General features: G+C 40.8%; 39 protein-coding genes. 16 read left to right on the top strand and 23 right to left on the bottom strand.

Annotation, left to right across the window (positions count from 1 at the left end):
- Window positions 1-25: 25 nt before the first annotated feature.
- The 6 genes from AC4E8A_RS09660 to AC4E8A_RS09635 all read right to left on the bottom strand — a co-directional run bounded on the left by AC4E8A_RS09660 (window position 26) and on the right by AC4E8A_RS09635 (window position 3,111).
- The gene (locus AC4E8A_RS09660) at window positions 26-616 is read right to left on the bottom strand and encodes a DNA-3-methyladenine glycosylase (RefSeq protein WP_490198823.1); all 591 of its coding nucleotides are present in this window, start codon (window positions 614-616) and stop codon (window positions 26-28) included.
- 229 nt (window positions 617-845) lie between these two features.
- Window positions 846-1,040 (bottom strand): hypothetical protein, encoded by a 195-nt coding sequence (locus tag AC4E8A_RS09655; protein WP_490198237.1) that lies wholly within the window; start codon window positions 1,038-1,040, stop codon window positions 846-848.
- Between the two features lie 190 nt (window positions 1,041-1,230).
- Window positions 1,231-1,926: a Type 1 glutamine amidotransferase-like domain-containing protein gene (locus tag AC4E8A_RS09650; RefSeq protein ID WP_490198235.1), complete on the bottom strand. Its 696-nt coding sequence runs from the start codon at window positions 1,924-1,926 to the stop codon at window positions 1,231-1,233.
- Window positions 1,927-1,937: 11 nt separating this feature from the next.
- Window positions 1,938-2,240: a hypothetical protein gene (locus AC4E8A_RS09645; protein WP_490198234.1), complete on the bottom strand. Its 303-nt coding sequence runs from the start codon at window positions 2,238-2,240 to the stop codon at window positions 1,938-1,940.
- A gap of 16 nt (window positions 2,241-2,256) precedes the next feature.
- Complete coding sequence (locus tag AC4E8A_RS09640; protein WP_490198232.1) at window positions 2,257-2,892, bottom strand: NUDIX hydrolase; 636 nt, start codon at window positions 2,890-2,892, stop codon at window positions 2,257-2,259.
- A 96-nt stretch (window positions 2,893-2,988) separates the two neighbouring features.
- Window positions 2,989-3,111 carry a hypothetical protein gene (locus tag AC4E8A_RS09635; protein ID WP_490198231.1) on the bottom strand — a complete coding sequence of 41 codons (123 nt, stop codon included), beginning with the start codon at window positions 3,109-3,111 and terminating at the stop codon, window positions 2,989-2,991.
- A 249-nt stretch (window positions 3,112-3,360) separates the two neighbouring features.
- On the opposite strand from AC4E8A_RS09635, the gene AC4E8A_RS09630 reads away from it, so the two are divergent.
- Together AC4E8A_RS09630 and AC4E8A_RS09625 are read left to right on the top strand one after the other, a co-directional pair.
- Window positions 3,361-3,759 carry a secondary thiamine-phosphate synthase enzyme YjbQ gene (locus tag AC4E8A_RS09630; RefSeq protein ID WP_490198230.1) on the top strand — a complete coding sequence of 133 codons (399 nt, stop codon included), beginning with the start codon at window positions 3,361-3,363 and terminating at the stop codon, window positions 3,757-3,759.
- Window positions 3,760-3,841: 82 nt separating this feature from the next.
- The gene (locus tag AC4E8A_RS09625) at window positions 3,842-4,537 is read left to right on the top strand and encodes a DUF421 domain-containing protein (protein WP_490198229.1); all 696 of its coding nucleotides are present in this window, start codon (window positions 3,842-3,844) and stop codon (window positions 4,535-4,537) included.
- A 62-nt stretch (window positions 4,538-4,599) separates the two neighbouring features.
- Here the strand turns inward: AC4E8A_RS09625 and AC4E8A_RS09620 are convergent, their stop codons facing one another.
- Together AC4E8A_RS09620 and AC4E8A_RS09615 are read right to left on the bottom strand one after the other, a co-directional pair.
- A complete protein-coding gene (locus AC4E8A_RS09620; RefSeq protein WP_490198228.1) occupies window positions 4,600-5,163 on the bottom strand; it encodes a GNAT family N-acetyltransferase in 564 nt (187 codons plus the stop codon).
- Window positions 5,164-5,173: 10 nt separating this feature from the next.
- On the bottom strand, window positions 5,174-5,512 hold the full coding sequence (locus tag AC4E8A_RS09615; RefSeq protein WP_490198227.1) for a hypothetical protein: 339 nt from the start codon (window positions 5,510-5,512) through the stop codon (window positions 5,174-5,176).
- Between the two features lie 207 nt (window positions 5,513-5,719).
- On the opposite strand from AC4E8A_RS09615, the gene AC4E8A_RS09610 reads away from it, so the two are divergent.
- The 4 genes from AC4E8A_RS09610 (at window position 5,720) to AC4E8A_RS09595 (ending at window position 7,131) form a co-directional block, all read left to right on the top strand.
- Window positions 5,720-6,472 (top strand): TraR/DksA C4-type zinc finger protein, encoded by a 753-nt coding sequence (locus AC4E8A_RS09610; protein ID WP_490198226.1) that lies wholly within the window; start codon window positions 5,720-5,722, stop codon window positions 6,470-6,472.
- Window positions 6,473-6,487: 15 nt separating this feature from the next.
- A complete protein-coding gene (locus AC4E8A_RS09605) occupies window positions 6,488-6,682 on the top strand; it encodes a YozQ family protein (RefSeq protein ID WP_490198225.1) in 195 nt (64 codons plus the stop codon).
- Between the two features lie 30 nt (window positions 6,683-6,712).
- Window positions 6,713-6,865, top strand: coding sequence for a hypothetical protein (locus AC4E8A_RS09600; RefSeq protein ID WP_490198224.1), 153 nt, complete (start codon window positions 6,713-6,715; stop codon window positions 6,863-6,865).
- Window positions 6,866-6,966: 101 nt separating this feature from the next.
- Complete coding sequence (locus AC4E8A_RS09595) at window positions 6,967-7,131, top strand: YfhE family protein (protein WP_490198223.1); 165 nt, start codon at window positions 6,967-6,969, stop codon at window positions 7,129-7,131.
- Between the two features lie 66 nt (window positions 7,132-7,197).
- Here AC4E8A_RS09595 and AC4E8A_RS09590 read toward each other — a convergent pair whose 3' ends face one another.
- Window positions 7,198-7,539, bottom strand: a complete 342-nt coding sequence (locus tag AC4E8A_RS09590) for a hypothetical protein (RefSeq protein ID WP_490198222.1) — start codon at window positions 7,537-7,539, stop codon at window positions 7,198-7,200.
- Between the two features lie 216 nt (window positions 7,540-7,755).
- On the opposite strand from AC4E8A_RS09590, the gene AC4E8A_RS09585 reads away from it, so the two are divergent.
- Both AC4E8A_RS09585 and AC4E8A_RS09580 read left to right on the top strand, forming a co-directional pair.
- A complete protein-coding gene (locus AC4E8A_RS09585; RefSeq protein WP_490198221.1) occupies window positions 7,756-8,322 on the top strand; it encodes a DUF2179 domain-containing protein in 567 nt (188 codons plus the stop codon).
- Between the two features lie 95 nt (window positions 8,323-8,417).
- The gene (locus AC4E8A_RS09580) at window positions 8,418-8,933 is read left to right on the top strand and encodes a DUF421 domain-containing protein (protein ID WP_490198220.1); all 516 of its coding nucleotides are present in this window, start codon (window positions 8,418-8,420) and stop codon (window positions 8,931-8,933) included.
- A 455-nt stretch (window positions 8,934-9,388) separates the two neighbouring features.
- Here the strand turns inward: AC4E8A_RS09580 and AC4E8A_RS09575 are convergent, their stop codons facing one another.
- Entirely contained in the window at window positions 9,389-9,820 is a 432-nt protein-coding gene (locus AC4E8A_RS09575) for a DnaJ family domain-containing protein (protein WP_490198219.1), read from the bottom strand.
- A gap of 96 nt (window positions 9,821-9,916) precedes the next feature.
- Window positions 9,917-10,972 (bottom strand): ATP synthase beta subunit C-terminal domain-containing protein, encoded by a 1,056-nt coding sequence (locus AC4E8A_RS09570; protein WP_490198218.1) that lies wholly within the window; start codon window positions 10,970-10,972, stop codon window positions 9,917-9,919.
- Window positions 10,973-11,128: 156 nt separating this feature from the next.
- Here AC4E8A_RS09570 and AC4E8A_RS09565 point away from each other — a divergent pair, with 156 nt between their 5' ends.
- From AC4E8A_RS09565 to AC4E8A_RS09550, 4 genes are all read left to right on the top strand, one after another.
- Window positions 11,129-11,476 carry a DMT family transporter gene (locus AC4E8A_RS09565; protein WP_490198217.1) on the top strand — a complete coding sequence of 116 codons (348 nt, stop codon included), beginning with the start codon at window positions 11,129-11,131 and terminating at the stop codon, window positions 11,474-11,476.
- The gene (locus AC4E8A_RS09560; RefSeq protein ID WP_490198216.1) at window positions 11,476-11,790 is read left to right on the top strand and encodes a DMT family transporter; all 315 of its coding nucleotides are present in this window, start codon (window positions 11,476-11,478) and stop codon (window positions 11,788-11,790) included. The genes AC4E8A_RS09565 and AC4E8A_RS09560 overlap by 1 nt, the downstream gene beginning before the upstream one ends.
- 204 nt (window positions 11,791-11,994) lie before the next feature.
- The gene (locus AC4E8A_RS09555; protein WP_490198214.1) at window positions 11,995-12,507 is read left to right on the top strand and encodes a DUF3231 family protein; all 513 of its coding nucleotides are present in this window, start codon (window positions 11,995-11,997) and stop codon (window positions 12,505-12,507) included.
- A 65-nt stretch (window positions 12,508-12,572) separates the two neighbouring features.
- Complete coding sequence (locus AC4E8A_RS09550; protein ID WP_490198213.1) at window positions 12,573-12,815, top strand: hypothetical protein; 243 nt, start codon at window positions 12,573-12,575, stop codon at window positions 12,813-12,815.
- A gap of 437 nt (window positions 12,816-13,252) precedes the next feature.
- Here the strand turns inward: AC4E8A_RS09550 and AC4E8A_RS09545 are convergent, their stop codons facing one another.
- Window positions 13,253-13,378 carry a hypothetical protein gene (locus AC4E8A_RS09545; protein WP_490198212.1) on the bottom strand — a complete coding sequence of 42 codons (126 nt, stop codon included), beginning with the start codon at window positions 13,376-13,378 and terminating at the stop codon, window positions 13,253-13,255.
- 200 nt (window positions 13,379-13,578) lie between these two features.
- Between AC4E8A_RS09545 and AC4E8A_RS09540 the strand changes: the two genes are divergently transcribed.
- Together AC4E8A_RS09540 and AC4E8A_RS09535 are read left to right on the top strand one after the other, a co-directional pair.
- The gene (locus tag AC4E8A_RS09540) at window positions 13,579-14,205 is read left to right on the top strand and encodes a LysE family transporter (protein ID WP_490198211.1); all 627 of its coding nucleotides are present in this window, start codon (window positions 13,579-13,581) and stop codon (window positions 14,203-14,205) included.
- Window positions 14,206-14,323: 118 nt separating this feature from the next.
- On the top strand, window positions 14,324-14,659 hold the full coding sequence (locus AC4E8A_RS09535) for a hypothetical protein (RefSeq protein WP_490198210.1): 336 nt from the start codon (window positions 14,324-14,326) through the stop codon (window positions 14,657-14,659).
- Window positions 14,660-14,752: 93 nt separating this feature from the next.
- On the opposite strand, the gene AC4E8A_RS09530 is transcribed toward AC4E8A_RS09535, so the two are convergent.
- The 4 genes from AC4E8A_RS09530 to AC4E8A_RS09515 all read right to left on the bottom strand — a co-directional run bounded on the left by AC4E8A_RS09530 (window position 14,753) and on the right by AC4E8A_RS09515 (window position 16,819).
- On the bottom strand, window positions 14,753-15,028 hold the full coding sequence (locus tag AC4E8A_RS09530) for an HU family DNA-binding protein (protein WP_490198209.1): 276 nt from the start codon (window positions 15,026-15,028) through the stop codon (window positions 14,753-14,755).
- A gap of 62 nt (window positions 15,029-15,090) precedes the next feature.
- Window positions 15,091-15,441 (bottom strand): hypothetical protein, encoded by a 351-nt coding sequence (locus AC4E8A_RS09525; RefSeq protein WP_490198208.1) that lies wholly within the window; start codon window positions 15,439-15,441, stop codon window positions 15,091-15,093.
- Window positions 15,442-15,519: 78 nt separating this feature from the next.
- On the bottom strand, window positions 15,520-16,551 hold the full coding sequence (locus tag AC4E8A_RS09520; RefSeq protein WP_490198207.1) for an STAS domain-containing protein: 1,032 nt from the start codon (window positions 16,549-16,551) through the stop codon (window positions 15,520-15,522).
- 118 nt (window positions 16,552-16,669) lie between these two features.
- The gene (locus AC4E8A_RS09515; RefSeq protein ID WP_490198206.1) at window positions 16,670-16,819 is read right to left on the bottom strand and encodes a hypothetical protein; all 150 of its coding nucleotides are present in this window, start codon (window positions 16,817-16,819) and stop codon (window positions 16,670-16,672) included.
- A gap of 151 nt (window positions 16,820-16,970) precedes the next feature.
- On the opposite strand from AC4E8A_RS09515, the gene AC4E8A_RS09510 reads away from it, so the two are divergent.
- Window positions 16,971-17,201: a hypothetical protein gene (locus tag AC4E8A_RS09510; RefSeq protein ID WP_490198205.1), complete on the top strand. Its 231-nt coding sequence runs from the start codon at window positions 16,971-16,973 to the stop codon at window positions 17,199-17,201.
- Window positions 17,202-17,413: 212 nt separating this feature from the next.
- On the opposite strand, the gene AC4E8A_RS09505 is transcribed toward AC4E8A_RS09510, so the two are convergent.
- Window positions 17,414-17,737 (bottom strand): four-helix bundle copper-binding protein, encoded by a 324-nt coding sequence (locus tag AC4E8A_RS09505; protein WP_490198204.1) that lies wholly within the window; start codon window positions 17,735-17,737, stop codon window positions 17,414-17,416.
- A gap of 179 nt (window positions 17,738-17,916) precedes the next feature.
- On the opposite strand from AC4E8A_RS09505, the gene AC4E8A_RS09500 reads away from it, so the two are divergent.
- On the top strand, window positions 17,917-18,846 hold the full coding sequence (locus tag AC4E8A_RS09500; RefSeq protein ID WP_490198203.1) for a CorA family divalent cation transporter: 930 nt from the start codon (window positions 17,917-17,919) through the stop codon (window positions 18,844-18,846).
- Window positions 18,847-18,897: 51 nt separating this feature from the next.
- Here AC4E8A_RS09500 and AC4E8A_RS09495 read toward each other — a convergent pair whose 3' ends face one another.
- The 6 genes from AC4E8A_RS09495 to AC4E8A_RS09470 all read right to left on the bottom strand — a co-directional run bounded on the left by AC4E8A_RS09495 (window position 18,898) and on the right by AC4E8A_RS09470 (window position 25,142).
- The gene (locus AC4E8A_RS09495; RefSeq protein WP_490198202.1) at window positions 18,898-19,563 is read right to left on the bottom strand and encodes a Type 1 glutamine amidotransferase-like domain-containing protein; all 666 of its coding nucleotides are present in this window, start codon (window positions 19,561-19,563) and stop codon (window positions 18,898-18,900) included.
- Between the two features lie 54 nt (window positions 19,564-19,617).
- Window positions 19,618-21,168, bottom strand: a complete 1,551-nt coding sequence (locus tag AC4E8A_RS09490) for a hypothetical protein (RefSeq protein WP_490198201.1) — start codon at window positions 21,166-21,168, stop codon at window positions 19,618-19,620.
- Window positions 21,169-21,391: 223 nt separating this feature from the next.
- Complete coding sequence (locus AC4E8A_RS09485) at window positions 21,392-21,910, bottom strand: RNA polymerase sigma factor (RefSeq protein ID WP_490198200.1); 519 nt, start codon at window positions 21,908-21,910, stop codon at window positions 21,392-21,394.
- A 23-nt stretch (window positions 21,911-21,933) separates the two neighbouring features.
- On the bottom strand, window positions 21,934-23,886 hold the full coding sequence (locus AC4E8A_RS09480) for a DUF6449 domain-containing protein (RefSeq protein ID WP_490198199.1): 1,953 nt from the start codon (window positions 23,884-23,886) through the stop codon (window positions 21,934-21,936).
- Complete coding sequence (locus AC4E8A_RS09475; RefSeq protein ID WP_490198198.1) at window positions 23,858-24,760, bottom strand: ABC transporter ATP-binding protein; 903 nt, start codon at window positions 24,758-24,760, stop codon at window positions 23,858-23,860. The genes AC4E8A_RS09480 and AC4E8A_RS09475 overlap by 29 nt, the downstream gene beginning before the upstream one ends.
- The gene (locus tag AC4E8A_RS09470) at window positions 24,753-25,142 is read right to left on the bottom strand and encodes a GntR family transcriptional regulator (RefSeq protein ID WP_490198197.1); all 390 of its coding nucleotides are present in this window, start codon (window positions 25,140-25,142) and stop codon (window positions 24,753-24,755) included. The genes AC4E8A_RS09475 and AC4E8A_RS09470 overlap by 8 nt, the downstream gene beginning before the upstream one ends.
- Window positions 25,143-25,179: the final 37 nt, after the last annotated feature.

Here is a 25,179-nt window from a genome sequence, read left to right as displayed (position 1 = left end):
ATTGCACATAAACCTTCCCACAATCCTACCGTGACACATAATTATTTCCATCAATCCAAAACCGGTAAGGATAATTGCGGGCTTCCCCCGAATTTCCGATCCCGATCCGTGTCCCTGTTGAAATATTGTCCGGTTGATAGCCCACCGCGATGTACAAGGAGCCCTGAACAAAACTTCCTCCATAATCCCCCATGGTTATCCCCATTGCTTTCGTCAGCTTGCCGGGACCATTTGTGAGCTCCTTCCCGGTTTTTGGTCTCCTCTTCTCCATCAACTCTATCCCGTTCCGCGGTTCAACGGCTCTTATCAGGATGGCTTCCGGTTTGCCGGGAGGGCCGCTCACCACGTTCACCAGGCAGTGGGTGTGCATCACATACGTGTACACTCTTCCAGCTTCCGCATACATAATCTCCGTTCTTTTCGTTCTTCTATTGTTAAAACTGTGTGCGGCCTTGTCTTCAGGTCCCATATAAGCCTCCGTTTCGACTATGTATCCTGAAGCGAGCCCTTCATTCGTTTCCTTGACAAGCAAGCATCCCAGGAGTTCCTTTGCCAGCTGAAGTGTAGGCAATAAATAGAATTCCTGCGGCAAAATGTCAAAGGATGCATCGTCCATCAACTGCGACAACTCCTTTCTATTTTAAACACTTTTCATAATACGAGTTTTTAAAAATATTTCCGTTCTCATTCAGTAGAAATCCCCTGGTAAACAAGAGCTGCTCTCCCGTCGAGAAAGAACATCTCGATTTCCAAAGTGTTAAATTCGGCATTTTTTTCCCGAAAGTCAAAAGCCTTTAGACAGCAGCATTTTTGCATGAATCTTATGACTATTGTAAAAAATAATCTCAATCCGAATTCTCATCCATCCCCAGAAAGGAAGAGGCTGATTTATGACCATCAATATTGAACAACTGGCCAAAGACATGCCTGATTTTGACAATCACAAGGAAGCAAGCGATTGGTATGGCAACTGATTTCAGGAGCAATTCATATTCAAAGAAAAGGAAATCATTGACGAGGTACCGACCTATTTTTATCATATCGCAAAAAATGCCAACACGTATAATCGCTATATGAATGCACTCTGACAAGAGGAGAGTATGATTGACGAAAGGGATACATTCTATAGCTACACGACCGTCTCTATTACAGAAAATGGTGATGTTGAAGTCTCTTTATAACCCCCTAGAACAAAAGGGAAGCGGAATTTAAGCTTCCCTTTTGTTTACCTTAACCCAGGTATGTTGCCAAGAGCTTCGTTTCAACAGGTTGTCCATTTTGTTCTTCCACATAATACCCAGCTGCGTGCGGCCTTGAACTAACTACCTTCTCGAGTTTTCCATCAATGAAATGAAGGGCTGCACCGTCATCTGCCGCATACCCTGGTTTCAATGCTGTATCCGCTATAAAGGCTGTATAGGAGGGCCGCCTCTCCAATTCACCGTCATAATGCGGACAATGGCTTCCTTCTAGAAATCCGAGAGCTGTCAACGGCTCCAACCCGTCACCATAAGAATCGGTGACTCCCTCTTCGAACCAGCAGATCGACCCGGCACTCAGCCCTGCAAGGACCACTCCTTTTTCAAAGGCTTTACGCAGGATTAAATCTATTCCCCATGCTTTCCAAAGGACCAGCAGATTTTTGGTATTGCCTCCCCCAACGTAAATGACATCCTGAGCCAATAAAAACCCTTCCATGTCCCTTGTGTGAGGATTAAATAATGAGAGGTGTGAAGGGGCACATTTCTTTTGTTTGAAAAACTGATAAAAGCGATTGATATAACTTTCAGAATCACCGCTGGCTGTGGGAAGAAAACAAATGTTGGGTTGAGCTGAAGATGCCTGGTTCAGTATATATGTATCAAGAAGATGGTTCTCAGGTTCCATCGAAAACCCTCCCCCTCCAATCGCAATGACCTGTTTCATCGTTCCTCCCGCTAGTTTAAATATTTGGGATTTGTTTCAATATATCGAAGCAAATCGAGTTCCGGATGTTTTTTATCCAGGGAATAAATATATTCAAGAAAATATTGGCTTCCAAAGGTATAGACTACCTCAGGGAACCACTCACTGATCAATAACAGCTCTTTCCGGCTGGCCTGTTCCATAAACTGTATTGTCTTTTCCTCATCTTGGAGCAATAAATCAAGGAGCAGCTGAAGGGTGTCTTCCACCCGGGGATCGTCATCATCCATCAAGGCAATTTTCCCTAATACATTCCTGACACTTTCGATAAACATACTTTCACCTTCCCATTTATTCGTTGTTATTCGTCAAAGGCTTGATTTCACCTGTAAAATGTTTTAAGATTTTCGCCGTCAATCCCCAAATGACTCGGTCTTCATAAAAGTAGAAATATTCATCAACCTTCCTTGTCTGCCAATTGTAATTTTCTCCTCCTGCTATCAAATCAAGTGGAAAATCTCTTTCCGGCTCAATAGTAAACCCGACTTTATATACATTAGGCTCATTCTTCAGGAAAAATGACAAAGGAACGGTAAAAGTTTCTGCCACTTCGCTTGGATTGGGTAGTAAAGCAGTCGTTTTCTCCAAAACTGCAATGTATGGAAAAATGAATGTCCCAAATGAAGAGACAATGTAGTCCATGGGATAGATATCTGATAAATCTTCTTCTTTTATTCCAAGCTCTTCACAGGTCTCCCTGATGGCAGTATCCTGTTCTGTTCTATCTGTTTCATCCACTTTCCCCCCTGGAAAGCATATATCTCCAGGCTGCCTCCTCAGCTGCTTAGAACGTACTTCAAAGAGGATATGAATGTCCCCATCCACCTCTATCAACGGCAGCAAAACGGAAAACCGATAGAAGTCATCGCTTCCCAGAATCCTGGGCGTCCGATTATGAAATTTTCGTTTGATTGCTGATAAATCCATATATTCTCACCTCAATCATAACCTTTACCCTTATGATCCCATCTGACTCTGCTTTTGTTCTGTAAAAAAGTATAGCGATAACCGTGCGTTTTTACATTATTTAATCAATGCCTGGTTTACTTTTAATGAATGGATTTCGCGAAAGTATTTCTTTTTATAAGGCTCTTTCCATAAATTTTGTTGATATTCAATATGAATGTCAAATACAATTTTGGTCATTCACCGGATGATCCCCTGTTACCAGGAAAGAAAAGAGCTGCTTTTCCTTTTTCGAGGGGAATTCCATGGGATTTTTCCGAAAGCAGCAAAGAATGCGAACAGCCTTTTATAAAGCTCTTGCCTATATAGTTCTTTATTTTACACTTTAATCCTGCTATATCCACAAAATCCCGGATTTAACAAAAGAAAAGTTTAAGGGTGCGGAAAATCAGTAATAGTAAAGGAAGGTAATGAAGAAAGGAAGATTCGATGATTAAACAATTTGAAATCAGTACTTCAAAAAGAGACGAAATGATTGAAATCACTAGGCTTCTTCAAGAGTGGCTTGATGAATCAGGAGTCAAGGAAGGCGTATTGCTGGTTCAGTCCATGCATACGACAGCCGGTATCACCGTAAACGAAAACGCCGACCCGGATGTGAAAACAGATTTCATTATGAGACTCGATGAAACGTTTCCTTGGAACCATATCCAGGACAGACACAGAGAAGGAAACACTGCAGCTCATTTGAAAACTAGCACAGTCGGACATATCCAAACAGTCATCATCACAAAGGGGAGACTCCTTCTTGGCACCTGGCAGGGCATTTACTTTTGTGAATTCGACGGACCAAGAACCAGAAGAATTATTTGTAAACTGACTGAATAAGGCAAAGGTGTCAAAGTATAATCCCGCCTTTTATTCCGCAACCTACTTACTGATAATCTGTTCTCCAAGCGGTTATCGACTAATGGATTCATTCATAAAGGAAGTGGTTATTTTGGATTTGGATTTACTTTGGAAAGCCGTCCTGATCGTGACCGGCGGGACCTTGCTTTTACGCGTGGCAGGAAGGAAATCGATCTCACAGATGACACTTGCCCAAGTGGTCATCATGATTGGTTTGGGTTCATTACTTGTTCAGCCGATTGTCGGAAAAAGTGTCTGGTCCACCTTAACAGTTGGACTGATACTTGTTTTGACCTTAGTGGTCATGGAGTATATTCAGATAAAGAACGATTCGCTCGAAAAATTCATAACGGGACGTTCAAAAGTCGTTATTCATAATGGGACACTTCAGCAAGACACCTTAAAGAAGTTGCGCTTGACAGTTGATCAGTTGGAAATGAAGTTGCGGCAGTCACAAGTGAGCGACATTTCTCATGTTCAATATGCCACGTTAGAACCAAATGGCCAGCTTGGAATAATACTGAAGAAAAATAAGCAGCCAGCCGTTAAAGAAGATATTGAACAGCTTCGGCAAGAGATCGAACTGCTCACACAAACGATCAGTAAGCGCATGTCTGCCCCTTTACCTGTCAATAAATGGCCATCTGTACAGCAGCCCCCCGGCTACACCGCTTCAACGGCTTCCTCCCAAGGGAATATATTTGATGAAGTTGGAAATCAGGGTCATATGAAAGAACCTCCGAACGATTTACAATAAAAAGTACACTCGTCCAAACAAGTGGACGAGTGTACTTTTCGTTTACATAATATTATTACAGTCTATAATTGTTCGTATTCCGATTTTAACAAAGAATATACGATCGTATCATGATATCGTTCACCATCATAATCCGTTTGCCTAAGGACTCCTTCTTCCCTGAATCCATGAGCCAGAAGCAATTTTCTTGAACCAGCATTTTCTGCAAATATATCTCCTACTACTCTGTTTAACCCCAGTTCATTAAAGCAGAACGACAACACTTCCGGGAGCACTTGAGTCATGACACCTCTCTTTTGAAATGCTTTTGATATCACGACTCCCATCTCGGTTTTCCTATGCCAGAAATTCAGCTTATGTAATCGAAACATCCCAATAACATTATCCGTTGTTTTTTCTTTTAATACCCAGGGGATTTCCTTCTTCTGTTTAAATTGCTGTAAGGACTTATTAATAGTCTCTGCGACTTCTTCAACAGATTCCGGGGGGTGTGGCGTGAGGTATTTCATCGTTTCTTTGTCACTTAAAAACAAAAACATTTGCTGTGCATGACTTTCTTCCATGGCAGTTAAGTAATAATCATTCAAATCAATATCGGCTATTTCTTCAAAATTCACTGTTATCATCGTTCTCCCCTTACTTTTTTCCAAGTTTTACAAGATTTTCATTTTGATACATAATGACTACCTTATCTCCTACTTTGAAATCAAGGTACTTATCACAGTCCACTTCAAATAATTTTTTATTGCTGAATTCCATCATGCATTTTTTGTTCTCACTATCCTGAACATCGATTTCTTTCTTGGACTTTACTCCAACTGCTATTTGCGATTGACTTGGAGCAAAGTATTTTTCAACCAGCGTCACTTTATTTTTTTCCAGAGTCTCTCCATCTTCTTTCTTATAGTGAAGCATAAACACCAATATCCCCGTCAAGGTAATGACAATACCAAGTTTGATGACAATCTTGTTCATACCTGTTCTCCCCGCTAAGAATTATCCAACATCTAATGATATTCAAGGATCGGGAAAATATGACGGAGGTATGAGCCCTCTGTAAAATGGTTCGATGCCCCCTTTGATTTTCCTTTATATTTTATAAAACCCGGTATGATTTAACAAACATTTATTTTCTGATCTGCTCCATACTAATAAAGAAAATTTCGTGGAAGGAATGATGAAATGACACTGACACAACAACAACTGTCTGCCTTCCGATCAACCCTCGTAGAACTGGAAAGAACCATTAATAGAAGACAGGAAGATAACGACAAGTTTGATTTAAATCAAGGGCACCCCCATGAGACTACAGGAGAGTTATCGAGCTATGACAACCATCCAGGGGATGAAGGGACCGCTCTTTATGAACGCGAAAAAGATATCGCTTTGCATCAGCATCTTGATTATGAGTTGGAGAACATTCAAAAGGCATTGACTGCTATGGATAAAGGGAATTATGGGGAATGCCTTGTTTGCGGCCAGGAAATCCCATTGGAAAGACTGGATGCAATTCCTACAACCCTGTATTGCAAAGAACACAGCCCGGACCAGACGGTTTCTCATAACCGCCCCATTGAGGAGGGGGTCCTCATGCCGCCATTCGGCAAATTCTTTATGGATGAAAAAGATGAGGATATCGCGTTTGATGCAGAAGATTCCTGGCAGGCAGTTGCTGAATGGGGAACTTCAGAATCACCATCTGCACTGATGAACCCGCCTGATGATTACAACGATGTATATATCGACTATGAAGAAAATGTCGGGTATACAGAGGATTTCGAGAATTTTACAGGCAATGATATAGAAGGCAAAAACGTAACCGTCTATCCAAACAAACAGCATGAGCAGTATGAAGAGGTTCTTGATGAGGAAGGGACTATGACCACATTTGGTGATTTACCCGCATATGAACATGATCCATATGTTGAAGACTAATTGGAGGTAAGGTAAATGACAAAAAGACCACAATCAAAATCAACTGAACTTGCAGGCAGAACATACGAGCCGGCAGACTACAAAAAGAGCGATGAACTATCACAAGGGCTTGCAATGACTCATGAGCAGGCAAGTGACAGTCTTACAGAAGGAACGATCGATGGAACCATGGAAGATGTGGCTGGAAAAGACATCGATCTGAAGCTATAATCTTCTTATCCCTTTTTAAGGAGGATGGCAATGGTCAATACAGACGCAGGAAAAGTAGCGAAATTGTCTAATGAACATAAGTCGGTTTACCCAGGCAATAAGCACATTAAGCAGAACAAAGGGTCGGAATATGGCCGGCAGCGTACCGAAAACCAGCTTCCGATTGTTTTGGAGGAAAAATAAAAAATGCGATGAGGGATCCCTCATCGCGTTTTTTTGTTTAGTGATTTTTATAGTGGGTAAATAAATCATAAGACAAATAATACAATGAAAGGAGAATCACTATGGCAGGAAGAAATGCTAAAAACCTTCCTTACAAAGGATTTAATACAGAAAAGAATAACGGTCTTTCAAGTTCCCAGGAGGTAAATTACGCAAAGGAATTTAAAACAGCAACCAAAGCCGGTTATCCTGATGAAGTCAAACAAGATAAACGCGAAAACCAATAACTATTCAATACAAAACCTTCTGCTTTTCAAGCTTAAATTAAGAAAGGCAGAAGGTCATTTTATTTTTCAATAAAAATAACCGCGCTTTGAGCCATTATCCAAGAGTTCGGCACCAAGATACCCTGCTCCCAATCCAAGAAGGCCTGCTCCTAACGGCGAGAGTCCACCCCCAGGACCAAATCCCGCTCCTCCAAAGGGAGTTCCGTAACCAGCATATCCGCCATAATTTGGTCCTCCATAGCCGGGATAACCTGAATTTTGCCATTGGCCATAGCCTCCTCCAAATCCCGGATATCCATATGATTGCCCATATCCTGGTCCATACCCTGGTCCATATCCACCAGGGAATCCAGGAGTTCCATATTGGCCCAGACCATAAAAACTCTGTCTGTGTGGGTACTGCATCAATGCATACACTCCTTCAAAATTGTAATACTTTACAGTGTATGTATATGCTTTGTAAGAGTTTTTCGGAATGATCAAGAAAGGAAATTAATAACCCCCTACTATTTGACAATTATTTTTTAAAAAACCCACAAAAATCTCTTCCTTTATAACCTTTATCAATGGTATAGTTGGAAAGGATTTTTTTGATGAAAAATTTATTAAAAAGGGGTACTTTTTATGATAGATATATTGCTTATTTTCGCGCTCCAATTGGTATATGTCCCAATTCTTACCTTAAGGACAATTTTCCTTGTGAAAAACATGAGTGTAGCCGCTTCATCCTTTGGCTTTCTCGAAGCTTTGATTTATGTCTTCGGTCTGGCATTGGTCTTCTCGGGTGACCAGAGTTTTGCCAGTATGCTTGTCTATGCACTTGGATTTGGTGTCGGCCTGTTTATTGGCAGCAAAGTTGAGAATAAACTGGCCATAGGATATACAAGCATTGTTGTGAATCTTATGGAAATCAACGAAAAATTAATTGAGATTTTGAGAAATGAAGGATTTGGCGTAACGGTATTTGAGGGAATGGGACGAGACAGCAAACGGTATCAGTTGGAAATCCTGACGAAACGCAATCGGGAGGATGAACTCCTTGAAATTGTGGAGGACCATGAACCTAGAGCTTTCATCATCTCTTATGAACCACGCCGATTCAAGGGCGGTTTCCTTGTCAAGGCAATGAAAAAAAGAATGAAGAAGAATCAGCGGGAGGCAGAATCTGACACTTTTCCATCCAACAGCTGAAAAAGAAGGCTCTCTTGGTTAAGAGGGTCTTTTTGGTTTATCTGCCGGGTCCAGAGGAAAAACAATGGACATAGAGACAGAAAGGAGATATAACCATGTTTTTCTCAAGTTTCAATACAATTGAAAGAACCATCATTATTGGATTTTGCGCCTACATTGCGTTGATCTTATTGCTTAGAATCTCCGGTAAAAGAACGCTTTCCAAACTAAACGCGTTTGATATGGTAGTCACGATTGCCATGGGTTCCACTTTATCCTCCATCCTCATCAATAAGAATGTCACGTGGGCGCAGGGAACCACAGCATTTTTTATGTTAATCGGCCTCCAATTTATCATTGCAAAACTTGCTGTCCACATTCCCTTTATCAATGAACTAATCAAATCAGACCCGAAGATCCTCTACCTCGATGGAGATTACCATACTGGTGCAATGAGGAAGGAACGGGTCATGAAAAAAGAAATCCTGCAAGCAGCCAGATCTCAAGGCATCAGTTCGATGTCCGAAATTGATGCCGTGGTCCTCGAAACAGATGGGTCTATCTCCATCATCAAGAAATCGGATCAGCAACCAAAAGAAACACTGCAGGATGTAAAAGGATACACAAAATAAGCAACATGAGGCTGGGACAAAACCTATAAAAAAGCTTTTTTCTCAAAGAATGTGTCAGAGTAAAAAGGATGGATTTCCGCTCCAGGTGCACGACTCCGCGGGGCGAGCGGTGAGCCTCCTCGGCTTTGCCTGCGGGGTTACGTTCCGGTCGGTACGTAACCTTGGTCTCACCTGTCCCGCTAGTCCCGCAGGAGGTCGCACACCTTCCGCTCCAATCCGCCTACGTTCAGAAAGAAGCGGTAAATAACCTTAAAAGCAACACCTTTAAATACGGAGTCTAATATCATGAATAAACCGCATGAAGTCAAGTATGTAACCTTGATCTCATACGGTTTTATTTTCGATTATTTCTACTTAAATCAAATAGTTTTCAACTTATGTCCCAGCCTCATTCCCCTTTCACCGCGTTAACGCATTGGGGGACAGTCCCCACTTGCTTTAAAGCACTAAAGTGATCAGTTGATCCCCCTCTTTTTCAGATAGATTTCCAAATTTGGTCCGCCTAATTGAGAAGTTCGAGGACAGCAAAGATTATGGTCGATTACTTTCTTATTTATATTTTCAACCGTTCTCCTGATAGTTGCTTTATCGTTAAATATATCCAGATCCTGCCTCAAGCTGTCTATTTCCTTTTTAAGCTCCAACCATTTTGGTAGAACGCCATTATCTTTCAGTACTTTGTTAAGTGCCCTCTCCGGATTATAAGTCATGTTACTGTCAAACTGCAGCGGTTTCCCTTTACCTTCTGGAAATTGCCCGTCTTTTTCAGCACGCCTTATAATGGCGGTGATATGATCCTCATAGTACTGATTGAATTTGCTGGTTGACTGGTCTCCCATCATAATATTATCTGCCTTTTGGAGATTACCATCTTGATCATTCTTCATCCCTGCACTCCCCCTTTGTTTTGCGCAGTCCTTTAACACACTGCCACTTTAAAGCAGAGAGGGACTGTCCCCACCTGCTTTAAAGTGGTAAAGCATTTATTCTATAATTAATTTCCCGGTATATTTCAGTTGGTCCGGTGTGAGACTGTCAGCACCGCCGTCGATGATTTTTTGTACACCCGCCAGTGTCATATCGGCCGGCACGTATTCGCCTTTCTGGCCGGTGAACTCCTCCGCAACATAGAAAGGCTGTGTCAGGAATGCTTCAAGCTTTTGTCCCCTTTTATATAATTCAATTTCCGATTCAGGGATTCTCTCTTCTCCAATGTTATTGACCAAAACCCGAATTTCTCGGTACCTCCTGAGAAGTTTACTTGCCCGGCGCTGGATAGACAAGTGATTGTTATCAAGCAAAGCATCTTCAAGAAGGGTCGATGCTGCTTTAACCGGCTGAACAGCTGGATACATCTGCCTGGTGGCTAAATCCAAATCAAATGGTATCAGTGTGTCAAGAGGGCCATAAGGATCCTCTTCATCAACTGCTTCACCGCTTGGATCGTATAAAAATGTTGTAATCTCAGGAAACCCCGCCTCTTCGAACTGGTCATTAAGCTTAAATAAATCACCGGATTGAACAATGGCACGGTCTGCTATAATAATTGCTTCTTCCTTTTTATCTAAATCATTGAGCAACTTGAAGACTTCTTCAATATTTTCACAAACATAATCACTTGTCTTTTTTGCTTCAGCAACATCAGGAACGTTGGTACCAGGGTCAACAAATATCAATTTATAACGCTTTTCCTGCAGCCTTACCATCAGCTCATTCAATAGTACGAGCTGCCCCATCTGAGCTCTGGCAATAAATCCAATCTTGCCGCCTTTTACTATCGGACAAAATAAATCTACAACCTTTATTCCGGTTTCGATCATTTCAAGACGGCCTCCGCGGATCAGCAGTTCATCAAGTGTACAATTTGCTAAAGAAGCTAATGCTGCTACTGTCTTGACTTCCGCTCTTCCCACAGGAATTTTTCCGGTACATAAATTGGAAACGGTAGCCGGCCTTAAGCCGACAGCCTTAGCAGCTGATGTGAGATTCGGAACCCTGCGGCGTAATAGCGCAACATTCAATTTAATCATATTGTTCATAAAAATCATCCCCTTTTCTTTATATAGTAATTAAATTTACTCCAAAAAGCAATAGGGGATTGATTTATTTTTTTGTAAACAATCTGTTTGCGATTTCACTCCCAGTATGGATAATGGTAATGGTATTAATAAAAAAATAGAGAGAGGATGACAAGCATGGCTTGGATGTATCTCATTATCGGAGGGATATTAGAAGTCGGCTGGGCCATCGGGTTATCTTTTTCAAACGGATTCACAAAGTTGACCCCCAGCATAGTGACCTTGATCCTTTTAATCATCAGCTTTTATTTCTTTGCAAAATCAATGAAAATGATCCCTATCGGAACTGCCTACGCTGCCTTTACCGGGATAGGCGCGGGAGGAACTTCCATCATCGGGATGATTTTTTTGGGAGAAGAAGTCAGCCTTCCAAAAATTCTGTTTATTTGTTTGCTTATCTTTGGGGTCATCGGACTTAAATTCAGTTCAAAAGATGAAGAAGACTCATCTCAGGAGGCAAAATAATGGCTTGGCTTTATTTAATTACCGCTGGTTTATTCGAAGTTCTTCTTGTTACTTTTATGAAGCTTTCTGATGGGTACAAAAAACTAATCCCTACGATTCTAGCCTTTATTTCAGGAGGCATCAGTTTCTATCTATTGTCTCTGGCACTTATTTCTATCCCGATTAGCACAGGCTATTCGGTATGGACTGGCATTGGATCTGCAGGTGCTGTCATTGCCGGTATGCTCTTTTTCAGTGAAGCAAAAGATATCAAGAGGATTTTTTTCATTGGATGCATCGTTATCAGTGTCATCGGTTTAAAAGCATTTTCCTGAACAAAGGGGCATCCTCGCTCCTTTTTTTATTGTCCTCCCTCCTGCTAGCAGCTGATAGCAATTTACAATCACTTTGATATATATCTCCTCCAACTCTCTTTATAAGATATTTTCCCGGTCTGAATACAGAATGCTTCTAGGGTCATATTAAGGATGTGCAATAGAAAGGGTGGCACAATAATGAATATTATCAGGAGGCTTACAATGGGAATCTTAAGTGGTAATCCAAAAGATGAACCAATGCATTATGGAGAAGTATTCGGAAGCTGGTCATTTTTAAACGCTGCCAAAGGAATGGTTGCCGGGTATCAGACGATGAAAAACCACGCAGGTGACGATGACTTAAATAAGCTCATGGATGAAATGATTGATAATGGCCTTCAGGAAATTAAGCAATTGGAAGAACTGTTAAAAGAGAATGGGGTCGGTCTTCCTCCAACACCGCCGGAACGCCCCAGTGCATGTATTGAAGATATTCCGGTTGGCGCAAGATTTCAGGACCAAGAGATTGCAGCAACACTTTCCATGGATATTTCTGGCGGATTGGTCGCATGCAGTCAGGCCATTGGCCAATGCATACGAGAAGATATTGCCATGATGTTTGGTCAATTCCATACTCAGAAGGCTGCTCTTGGCGGAAAACTGCTTCGTTTGAATAAAGAAAAAGGATGGTTGATTCCGCCCCCTCTGCATCAGCACAAAAAAGAAGATTGTTAAAGCTTACAGGGGTACTTCTATTCTGAAGTATTCCTGATCCTATTCTCAAATCAGGAGTGAATCATATGACTAACACATTGGAAGATGCGTTAAAGCAAGTGGAAATTGCAGAACGAAATTTGTTAGATGCACAAGGGAATAATGATCCGCAGCACTATCAACGTGCATCACAAGACATCCACTATGCGCAAGCGTTATTAAACAGTATTCATGACTTCATCGGAAAAACGCCTCTAGAAGAACAGGAAAAATATCATCGTGCACAGGAAAGAATGAGGCTCATGGAAGAGGTGCTCGCTTCTCTATAGGAAATTCTCCCCACTACCTTTAGGTCCCCAGATAAATGTACGGATTTTGGCCGGGGTATTCCTGACAAGTTTCCTAATGTTTTTTAAGCTGTTTCAGTCAGTGTACAATCCTTTCTTGATTGTTTCTATACATATTTCATGAGTAAATGTCCTTGCAACTCACTTCCAGCAAGTAATAAGACTATTTTCGTAAAAACAAAAAAAGCTGGCATACCCAATAAAATTCTATTAGGTTCCGTCCAGTTAGAACGGAAAACTAGGGACAGCGAAAAGGGACATGTCGGATTCAGTGCAGTCAAGCCGGCAGATTGAAGACATTGTTTCAATACCATTAGGACTTCTTGCCGACTAATCGGAACACCAGAGGACATCGAATGTCGGGACTTATCAGGATCCAGGCTTAATTCATGTTCTTAAATGTTGCCTCATGACCAATTCTACAGAAAATCCATGATTTCGTGCCTCTGAATCTTCTTTTCAAGCCAATTCCTCGGCTTCTTTCTTAAGTTTTCATTTCCTTGAATCACCCTTTCAGCCACTTTCGTTATTGTTGGCGAGTTCATGGCATTGGCTCACCTTTCAAAACAAATTCCACCCACGCTCTCTTGTTTCATGTCCTTATACCTCTTATCTCTATAGTTATTAATAGGTATTCTTCTATTCCTCCTCAATAATTATCGTCCCATCGCACCCTTGAGTCATTGTTATAAACTGGACAACTCTTGAATAAGATGTACAAGTTATCTTATTTAGGGGGGAAATAATGGCCGTCTTCTTTAGTTATATTTTTCTTGGTTTATCGCTCGCCGCACCAATCGGCCCTATTAATGCTGCACAGTTGGATAGAGGGATTAAAAATGGATTCTGGCATGCTTGGCTGATAGGGATTGGATCGGTGGTCGCGGATTTCCTTTATATGCTTGTTGTCTATTTTGGTGTAGTCAACTTTTTACATACACCTTTTATTAAAGCATTCCTTTGGTCGTTTGGCTTCTTCATCTTGATTTACACAGGAATTGAGAGTCTTTTGGGGGCCGGGAAAATCAGTTCTTCATCCAGAAAAACAGATGAATCCTATTTGAAGACATTTTTCACCGGATTTTTCATGGCCTTGTCGAATCCATTGACCATTCTATTTTGGCTGGGCATCTATGGCTCTGTACTCGCTAAGACTGCACAGACTGTTGACCACGCGCATCTAATTCTTTACAGCGTAGCCATTTTCATTGGATTGACCCTGTGGGATGTGAGCATGGCCGCTCTTGCCAGTTCGTTCCGAAGATACCTTACAGATAGATTGCTGATCGGCATTTCCTGCATTTCCGGTCTATCACTCATAGGTTTCGGTATTTATTTCGGCTGGGAAGCAATCAAGATTCTTTTTCTTTAACCTATCTTACAAAAGCAGGACTCTCCTCCTTTGTAGGATATTTTTGTTTAACTCTTCATTATTGAAGGTAAATAAAAAATAGAACAGCTGAATATCACTTTTAAGGAGCGTGCTACCAATGAACAAGAAAAATTTATTTCTAACGGTTCCCTTGGCTGCAGGTATCATCATGACAGGCTGTAGTTCAGAAGAGGGCCAAGAAAATGAAGACATGATTCAGGAAGAAGAAAATATGAATGAAACAGAAACTCCCGAAAGTACAGATCCTTCTGATGGTACAGATATGGAAGAAGACAGTGAAGGCACGATGAACGAAGACACCGAGGGAACAGATGAAGGTAATTCTGGATCTGAAGAAGATAATGAAGGTATGTTAAATGAAGATCCAGAAGGAAGCGACAATGGCACTGACAGTCCTGATATGGATGAAGATGCGTCTCAGGAGGAAGAGTAATTACATCGAATCAAACTGTCCATTACTAAATGGGCAGTTTTTTTATGGAAGAAACCAAAAAATAAAGTCCAGCAGAGCTGGACTTTCAATTCATTATTGATTCACACTATCTTTTAGTGCTTTACCCGGCTTAAAAGCAGGCTGCTTGCTTGCAGGGATTTCCATTTCCTTTCCAGTCTGAGGGTTTCGGCCTTTCCTTGCAGAACGTTCCCTCACTTCAAAGTTCCCAAATCCGATCAGTTGAACTTTTTCCCCTTTTGCCAATGTATCCTCAATGTTTTCCAATACTGCTTTCACTGCATTCTCTGCATCTTTTTTGCTTAATTCCGCTGACTCTGCCACTGCATTGATTAAATCTGTTTTGTTCATATGTAGAACCTCCTAAAAGTATTATCAAGCTACAATTGGTTCTTACCACTCCCTTGTAGGTGTTAAACCTTTTCAGTGACAACAATCATGCCTTTATGAAGATAGATCTTGCATTCCGCTGCATCTTCTTGGGAAAACCCCTGTTCCAAGAGTACCTTTTCAATTCTCATTAATTCCAGTGAACCATCATCTTCATCAAATGCTGTTGCCAAACTGTGAATTCCGCCGTCACCATTCCGTTCAGGAGTCTCCAGCAAGCTGCCTTTAATTGAAGTCTTTTCTTTCAAAGTATGATACTGATCGGAGTCGACTGTAAAGAATTGAACATCGTTATTCTTATCAATAATTCTTACATTTATATCAGTAAGTAATTGTTCGAGAGAACTGTATATACCCATAACATCATTTGCCATACGTCAGCCTCCTTTTCCGTTTCTTTCCCTCCATCGGTTTGAATAAAACAAAAAAGCAAGCGGGAAATCCGCCTGCCGTTAATAAATCTGCCTGCCCTGCTGGCCGATTGCATAGTAAATACCATGCTTCAATGTTGAAAAGCAACTGAATCGGGACAATTTCAGATCCGTTCCGGTTATTTCCTGTGCTAGTTCTGGTGAAATACCCACGAGGATTGTCTCAGTTCCAATCAACGAAGCTGCAGAGGCCAGTTTACCTAGGAACTCCACTGTGAATTGGCTGATGTATTGATGCAGTCCTGTAAGATCCATTACAAGGTAGTCTGCTTTATGTTTTGGAAGGTTATTTAACGTTTTTGTTATCAAATCTTCAGACCGGTTTTCATCGTATTTCCCTAGTAAAGGGACTACCACAATGCCTTCAAGAACCGGTATGATCGGAGAGGAAATCTCTTTTACCAAATCAGTCAGCTCCTGGGTACGCTCTTTTACCATGCTTTCCAATTTCACTATTCGTTCAGACTCGGATTTCCTTGCCAAGTCGTGCATATTCTCTTCTATCGTTATATTGGAAGGGCCAAAATGGAATTCACCGAAGTCTCCATCTGTAATTTGATCCCTTTCAACAGTAAACCAGACATTGGAACCGAACAACCCAGAGAAAATTCCTGAAAAATGCCCGGCTAAGAAAGTAGTTGTATGCTGCTTACCTTGTGCTACGTTAATTTTATATTCCCAGCTGTCTTTCAACCTTACGACTCCTGATTGATTTTTCTCATCCAAGTCGCTGATTTCAATTTTACCCCAACCAGCAGAAGCGTATGTAGCCGGGATTGCTTTTGCCGCTTCCGCCAAAGGCATATTTAATGATTGAAAGTAACGGCCAACGACAAGCCCCTGCCTGAAGCCGGTTGTCTCAAGAACGACTTTGGCGGCTTCTTGCCCAGATACTTCCTCAATAGTATCGAAAAACGATTTCATTGCCGATGAAATCCAAAAAAGGACTGCGTCATCCCCTTCAAATTCGAACAACCCTTTTTCCAGGTTCCAAGAAAAATCCAGTCCTCCAACATTGATTTGATCCTTATGTATACTGTCATATTTTTTCATTGTTGACTGGTCCCCCACTTCATTGATACTACTAATGTAACCTAAGTTATTGAATCAGTAAAGCAGCCTGGCTTTTGGCCTCTCTGCATAAAAAAAGTTCTGCTCAGTATGCAGAACTTTAAGCCCCAATAAATAAAAGGATCACCATTATAATAGACGGAACACCGTAATAGAGAAGGTTCTTACTTATCACCGTTCGATCCTGTCTGTCCTTCCAAGTTTCATACTTATGATTTTTGGAATTATACCAGCTGCCTTGATTACTCATATAAATTCACTCCTTCATACAGGTTTGGTTTCTATTTACCCTAAATTACAAACTGAAAAATAGTAATTTCAGGAAGAAGCGGATGAGTGTTTGACCTTTCGAATATTAGGGAAATTTCAACTAAATACATTTCCATCAGGAGGGAATTTTCATGGTAAAGAAAGACGAGAAAACTAATAAAGGCAAAGGCTTCGAAAACTTCGATAACCCCGAACAATATGATAGTGACAAAGAAAACATGCTCGATAAATACGAAAGTGAACAAAATGTAGACCCGCTGCCACTTGAGGACATACGCGAAGAAAAGATAGAAGAAAGAAAAAAATCGAACACAAAAGACCAATCATCAAGCGAAAAGAAATATAATCAGGATTACAACTAAAGCGAAAGCGCCTTGATCAGCCCCGACAGGCATATGACGAGCCGGCGGGAAGGTTGTTCTTTACCCTTCTTGACGGATTGGCTTATGACCCCGAAGGGCTAGGCGCTGGAGCTGGATGAGACTAAAGCGAAAGCGGCCGTTCAGCGCCGTACGGACTGGACAGCCAGCACACAGAAAAGCAGTTCCCTCTATGATGGGAACTGCTTTTTCAGTTAAATAAGCTTCCTGCATTCTTCTGCACATTTAAAGCAGGCATCTGCACATCTTTGACAATGATCATGATCATGTTTCTTACATTCATTCCCGCAGGAATCACAGACTTCAGCCATAAGTTTCATGATGGCACTTACATTCGGGCTGTTATATTGCATAGCATGGATGGCAAGTGAGCAAATATCTGCACATTCACGGTCCAAGCGGATACATTCTGCCATCATCTTAACATCTTGCTCTTGCAAACAGCTGTCAAAGCATGCATTGCATGCATCTAAACATTCCCGGCATGCCTTTAAACAGTCATCATACGTTGGATTCAACCTTTACACCACCTTTCATTTATTGTTCAGAAGGTTAATACCCTTCCGGCAATTATTAAAACGAAGCTCACGATATAAGACTGACCATTGGCATTTACCTCCAAAGTTTTACCTGAACAAAGAAAGGGAATGTTTCTTAAATAAATCCTGTTTGAAAAATATTGAAAGGTGTGATTTCAATGGCGGGTATGGATAGAGGATGGGGATGGACCCGTGTTGATTCTGTTACTAATGAGGAATTCAAACAAAATCTATCAGAAAAATTCAAGCAGCACCACTGGTTTCTGGATCACGGAGCACAAAGTGACCACTTTACCCTATCAGATGAGGATAAAGCTGGAAATGTCACTTTCATTGGCTCTTTGCCCATAACCATTACCAAAAGGCTGGAGACGGACGACATTCATTTCATCCTTAAGAAAGAAAAATTAATAACAGCCGGTTTGTCCCCTTCTATATTTGAATGGTTTCATGATCAGGAATTTGAATACAGGACTGCTCAATGCAAGTCGCCAATTGACGGATTCTTGTTTATTATCAATGAAATTCTCGATCGGTACATCATCGATTTATACCCCAGCTTCAAACATATCAAACTGATGCACCGTAAGATAGAAGAGGATAAAACAACAGAGCACCTCTCCCAGTTAATCGATTACCGGCACAAATTAATCCGCTGGGAAAATATACTGATCCCATATGAAGAATTCCTTCTGACTTTAAGGGCAGCACTCGGAGAAAACATAACAAACACATTGGAATATGAGAAGGTACATGCAAGAGTACAAAAGATATTCAAATTGATACAGCATTATAATGGAACCATAAATAAACTAATGAGCCTGGATGATACACTGGTTGAATACCGTGGAAATGAAATCATGAAAACCTTGACTGTTTTCACAGTCATTACAGCCCCTATTACAGCTCTTGGGGCATTGTGGGGAATGAATTTCAAGTATATGCCTGAATTGAACGAAAAATATGGATATCCCCTTGCACTATCGATCATTCTGATTTCATCTGCTGTCATATTCTTCTGGCTTCATAAAAAAGGATGGACGCGAAACATTTTAAAGGGAAAAAAGGATAGAGATAGAAAAAATTAATAAGAAAGAAAATGGCAGCCTGTAATTGACAGACTGCCTATTATGCAATAATTAAACTTGTACTGTTCTGCCCTTTTGTATTTTTTTTATGTTCCCGATAAAGGCAAGCTCCTCACCCTTCACTACGATCCCGCTTCCATCATCCGCAGCATACACAAGCCGGTTGGTTAGCTTGGTATATACTTCAACGGATTTTTTAAAAGAGTCGGACCAGCGATTATAATGAGGGAGAAATTCGAATGCCGTCAAGTTTAATGTTCCAAGCTCCGGATCGTTTTCAAGTGCATGAGAAAGGCCATGCTGGAATAGTTTAAATAAAGCTGTGCTTATCCCAAATTGAACCGCTCCTCCACTTACACCTACTAATGTTCCACCCCTATTGTAGTAGTCAACAAGAAAAGAGCCGACTCTGCTTCTTAGCAGGCTCTCCCGAAATAAAATCGGATTTCCTCCTGATAAATGAATGGCATCACATTGTCCAGCCTCATTCAATAACCTTTCGTCCAGCTCCTCCGTTATATCCATTAAAAGTAATTTTTCCAAACCATACTGTTGATAATAGTTTAATTGATGATGATAATGTAAACGGTCAGGGTCTCCATTACTTGGAATATAAGCAATGAAGGGGCTTCCGGATTCAAAGGATGAAAAAAGCTGCTGATCAATCACCCTGTTTCCCTCTATCACCTGATCGCTGTACAAGAATAATGTTCCCATGATTCTCACCGCCATATTCATACTGCCCGGCAGTTACATACCGGGCATCTAGTTTTAGAATAGATTGAAAATATACGGACCAACCGAGAAGATATAAAACAGCATATAGACAAGCATAAAGTAAAATACACCTGCGAACGTACCCCAATCAGGGTGCCTGCCAATCTTCCATACGACGGCCGAAAGGATACTGATGATGATCAACAGTATGATACCACTGTTATTAAAAGTATAGTAAGATGGTGCCATCTCATAGAAATCTGGATTCATAGCTTTACTCATATAAGTAAACGGCATCAAGATGAATAGCAGAATGGAAGCATATTCCACCCAGTTGATGTCGTCTTTCTCAAAGATGTTCGGCCTTAAAATATACAGCAATAACAAAAGTGTCAGCGATGGCAAGTACCAATAAAATGAAGTCAGGATTGTGACCATACTGCTGAAAAGCATCAAGAAAGAATTATACGCACTGAGCTTCCACTCCTCTGCTGTCAGCTTAATACTCTCGGCTTTCACGTTCTCGTTTTGCGAAGCTCCATATAGCTTGTAATAATCCCCATTGAATGAAATCCAGAGCAATGACTCTTCATTGATTCTCATAGGATTTTGAGCGACATCATTATTAGTATTGACCGGCCTTGCTGCAACTTGGTTACCTGCCTCCAAAGCTCCTGCATATAATCGCATGTCACTGTTGTCCCCAACACGCTGGCCCTCTGCAGTAAAAACCAGCTGAAGGTCCCCATTCAATGATACTAGCGAAGCATAATCTGGTGATTGCAGTCTGCTGTTGTTTTCTTCATTAATAAATTCCAATTGCTTTACTGCCAACGGCTTGGATTCCAGTTCACTGACATTCCCTGTCGCTTTAAACATATTGAAAGAAAGGGAACCGCCCGTTCTCATTTGTCTGCCGTAAACGATTGTCAACTCATCGTCCTCAACGTTAAATACCAGGCTGCCAAGCTGGTCATATCTTGAATTTTTCACTGACAAGATCGGTTTTTCCATCAAGTTGCCTCCAGCATCTGCCAGGAAAACCTCGGCATTCGCATCATCTTTTTGATGGACAATCATGTAACTTCCGCTGCTGCCAAATACAATATCCGTAATCTCATTTGTGAATGTATGTATTTTTTTGGTTTCCTTGCTGGTTAAATCATATGTATAAACGGTTTCACTTTTCCAATAAAGTATTCTTTCTTCTTCTGTTGCAATGCCAGTGACATTATTGTCGATAATTTCTGATTCACGATCCCGGGTTAATGTTAAGTCTCCTTTTGACAATGTAATGAAGCTTTCTCCGTCTGTCCAAAAAGGATATCCTCTTGGTACATCCATAGAAATTTCTTCAGCACTTCCAACAGCAAGACCCTCCTCAAAGACAAACTTTCTTACCTTATCCAAATTTGTAAGATAAAGTTCATTTTCTCGCTGAAACGTTATCGGCATCTCTTTTCCTTCATAATCAAGGGCAATCGATCTGCTCCAATCTTCATTCGGAAGCTTTGTCATTGCGGATAGCTGATGAAAATATAATGCTGCGAGAAGAGCTATGATGACTAGGAGCGGCGGTCCAAAAGCTTTTAATTTTTCTTTCATCGTAACATCCTTTATTGGTTATTTTTGAAATAGTCGAACCATTTTTAACAAAAAATGGATCCGTTTAAATGATGTTTATTGTTACAAAAATGTAACAAGTCTTAACACATGTAAAATATTATGGTGAATTTTGGGAAAAGTCAATACTTTCTTTTTAATTGATGATTTAAAATTTTCTAGAATCCAAAAAAAGGAGTTTTCCTTATCAGAAAACCCCTTTCCTCTACGCACTGTATTTCAGGATATATAAGTTTTTTAACTTTCTTCTGGCTCTGAAAAATCTTGTTTTTACTGTACTCCTTTTCAAATCAAGCCTTTGGGCAATTTCTTCTTCATTCATTCCATACTCTACCCGGAGCAGAAAGACTTCCTGCTGCGCTAATGGCAATTGCCTGATTTCAGTGGCAAGTTCCTCTTTCAGCAAGGTCACATCAACTGCTTGCTCGACCTCTTCCCGTGTCGATGACACTAAGCAATCTATTTCGATATTGAATGGATCAATCAGTATCTCCCTGGTCCTGATTTCTTTCCGGATAAAATCGATGCTTGTACGAGTGGCTATGGAAGACAGCCAGGCTCCTGCCTTCTTCTCATCGATCAAGGTGTCGATTTTCTTATAAGCCTTAATGAATGTCTCTTGAACAATATCTTCTGATAAACTGCCATCCTTTGTAATTCGGAATGCGATATGATACACCAGCTTTTGATAATGTATATATAAATACTCGAAATCGACTGTCAAGAAAACTTCCCCCCTTTTCTCTCTTATTTTTCAAAGCGGTCTATTATATAATCAGGAGCTTCTTTAGCTGTAATGCCTTTTACATCGGGATATTCCTCTCCTTTAAAATAGAAAGCAGCCATATAATCACTTTCCATTGTCCAGGAAGTCATTTTCAATAAGTCCTCAACCTGCTGGTCCGACGTAATGGTCATGGCTTTCCCCTCTTCTTCCAGCTTTGAAATAGATTCATGGAAATCCACTTCCAGCCCGGATACAGCTTGATGGTCCTCCCTCTTAAAAACAAGAATCTTTGAAACGTCATCAGCTGTCACTTTCACTTGGTTGAAAAGGCCATTGTCGATCAGCCACTCTTTAAAATTTTTATAGGAAGGCTTCCACTCCATATAAACTCTCCGGTCATTAGACAGGAGAAGTTCCATTTCATAGAGAGTTTCTGATGGATCTATCATGCTCTCATAGGATTCATCCAGCACCTCTTTTTTAAGGACATCTATCCCCTCTTTTAATAAATCAGAGGCCGTGATGGATACTTGCTTATTATGCGGGCCCCGTGCTGTTATCGTTAACTTATCTGCATTTTCCGAATCAATGGTTAGAATCCTGTTCGTGGATTCTTTGTATTCAACAGATTCATAGATCGATTCATATAAAGAATCAAAACGGTCACGATTGATTTCATAACTTCTGACGATTTTTTTACCATTCTTTAATTCGTAGACAATGTATAATGGATGCTGCCCTTTGCTGTCCCTATTAGAAATCACAGCTTTATGCAGTTCTCTTACATTCATGATATTGTCCTCATTTTTCAAATACCTGACCGGTTCCTCTTCGTATTCATTTAAATAGGAATAAATATGATCATTGAAGTAGACTTTATCAATCTCATTTGAATCAGGTATATAGGTTACATAATTTCTAAATCCGAATTGAAAGAACACGGCGATGATTGCTATAAATAGAGCAAAGACTGCCACTTCTTTTACTTTTAAAACAATTCTCCAAGTCTTTTGCAATACCATTTCAGAAAGAATATAGCCAATGACAAATCCAATGGCATAACCAAAGAGTGTCCAACTTAACGTATTCTGCATTTCACTGAAATATCCGCCTGAAAGCAGCATAACGCTTGTTATCAATCCAAATTTAAAAATGGGCTGAAGAACAGGGAACACCAGTGCCTGTGAAACTGATTCTATCCTTCTCATTTTGTATAAGAAAAGAGCCAGCAGCCACAGCCCAATTATGATGACAAGGTAAATGACAACTTCCCAAGAGGAAAGTTGAACTTCATTAAATAACCCTGCCTTGATCACCGGTGAGAAATTCTCCGTTTGTACTGCCATAAAATAGTCCTGGGGGAACCCATATAAGAAATTCTTCAAGTTAAGGACGGACAGTACATATATCCCTGAAGGAAACAGCAGCAGCAGATAGGTCATTACAGCCTGGACAACTGAGAGCCCCGTCATCATAGCAACGGTTATTCCGGAAGTATAAAATAAAAGGGTCATCAGAAACGTGAGCATGGACCAGTTGATTATATCTGCAACTTGAAAGTTCGGACCCAGATCATTCGTTAAGGTGATCATGATCATAACGACAGCGGTTATCAGAACGGGGATCAACAGCATAATCAACCCCGCAGCCGAAAACTGAATAAAGAGCTTCTTCCGCTTGATCGGCAGGCTGTGAATCATATCCGCATGCTGTTTGACATGCAGATAGCGGAATAAAAAAATCGATAATAGTACAGGGATCACCATCATTAATCCGGCTTGAAGGACAAAGTTCACCTGGAACATGTGTCCATATGTAAATAGATAGGAAGATTCATCACTGGAAACCATCATCCCTATGTTTAATGGTAAAGCAAATAGAAGTCCAACCGTATAAACGATACCTATCCAGCCGGTATTTCTGAGAATGAGGGAAATAATTTCTTTATTTACCCAAGATGTCCTTGACGGCATAGCCAGCATCCCCCATTTCATGTATAAAAATTTCTTCAAGTGTCAATGGAAGAAGATCAAAGATAACAGGCTTGTATTCACTTACTGCTGCTTCTATTTCTTCACGCTCACCTTTCACAATGCAGGAAAAAACACTTCCCCTCTGCTCTTTCTGCAAGACATGAAGCCTGGCAAAGAACTCTTCAGGAGGATGCTGGCGAAAGGCGATCTGAATTTTATGAAATTCGGACTTCAATTCATCTAATTCCTTTTCAACTAAGAAATGGCCCTCGTGCAGAATTCCCACATGATCACAAAGGTCTTCAATTTCCTCTAAGTTATGGGATGAAATCAAGATGGTCAACTCACTTAACGCCACTTCCTCCATCAAAATCGATTTAATTTTCTTGCGGACGACCGGATCCAACCCGTCGACAGGCTCATCCAATATCAACACTTCCGGCCTGCATGCTAACGCAAGCAGGAACGCTGCCTGCCTTTGGACCCCTTTGGAGAATTTATGTATCTTAATGCCTGGATCAATACCAAGTATTTTCACTAATTCAAGAAACCTTTCTTGATCCCATCGCTTATAAATACTGCTATAAAAAGAAGCCATTTGCTTCGTGTTATATTGCGGCAAAAAAGCAGGGATATCAGGCAAAAAGAAGATTCTCTGTTTAACAGCAGGATTTTCAAACACTATGTCCCCACTAATCTTTACCTCTCCGCTATCAGGCTTGTATATACCGCTTAACATTTTCAGAAGTGTCGTTTTTCCAGCTCCATTGGAACCAAGCAGGCCGTAAACTGACCCTTTATCAATCGACAGGGATACGTTTTGGACTCCTTCAGTCCTGCCAAACCGCTTAGATACATTATGAAGTTTAATCAAGGTGTACTCCCCCTCCCGCATTCTTTTCGATTTTTCGAATAATTTCGATGATGTCTTCTGCCGTGATACCAAGATACATACCTTCTGCAATCAACTTTTCCAAGTCCGAAAGAACTTTGCTCACTTTTTCGGAATTTTGGGTAAGAGCGGCTGGGTTCACAAAACTGCCTCTTCCTTTCACAGAGTATATATAGCCTTGGTTTTCTAGTTCTCTATACGCTTTTTGAATTGTATTAGGATTGATGGTCAGGTCCCCTGCAAGGGTTCTGACAGAGGGCAATTGTTCATCTGCCTTTACTATTTCACTGATTATCAATTCTTTAAGCTTGTCAACAAGCTGCTCATATATCGGCTTTCGGCTGCGCAAATCTAATTCGAACATCAATACCCTCCGATCTGTATGCAGTGTACTACGTGTC

This window comes from Bacillus sp. SRL337 (assembly GCF_984799155.1).
Note: the sequence above shows the minus strand (reverse complement) of the source record. Positions and strands in the feature narration are given on the sequence as shown.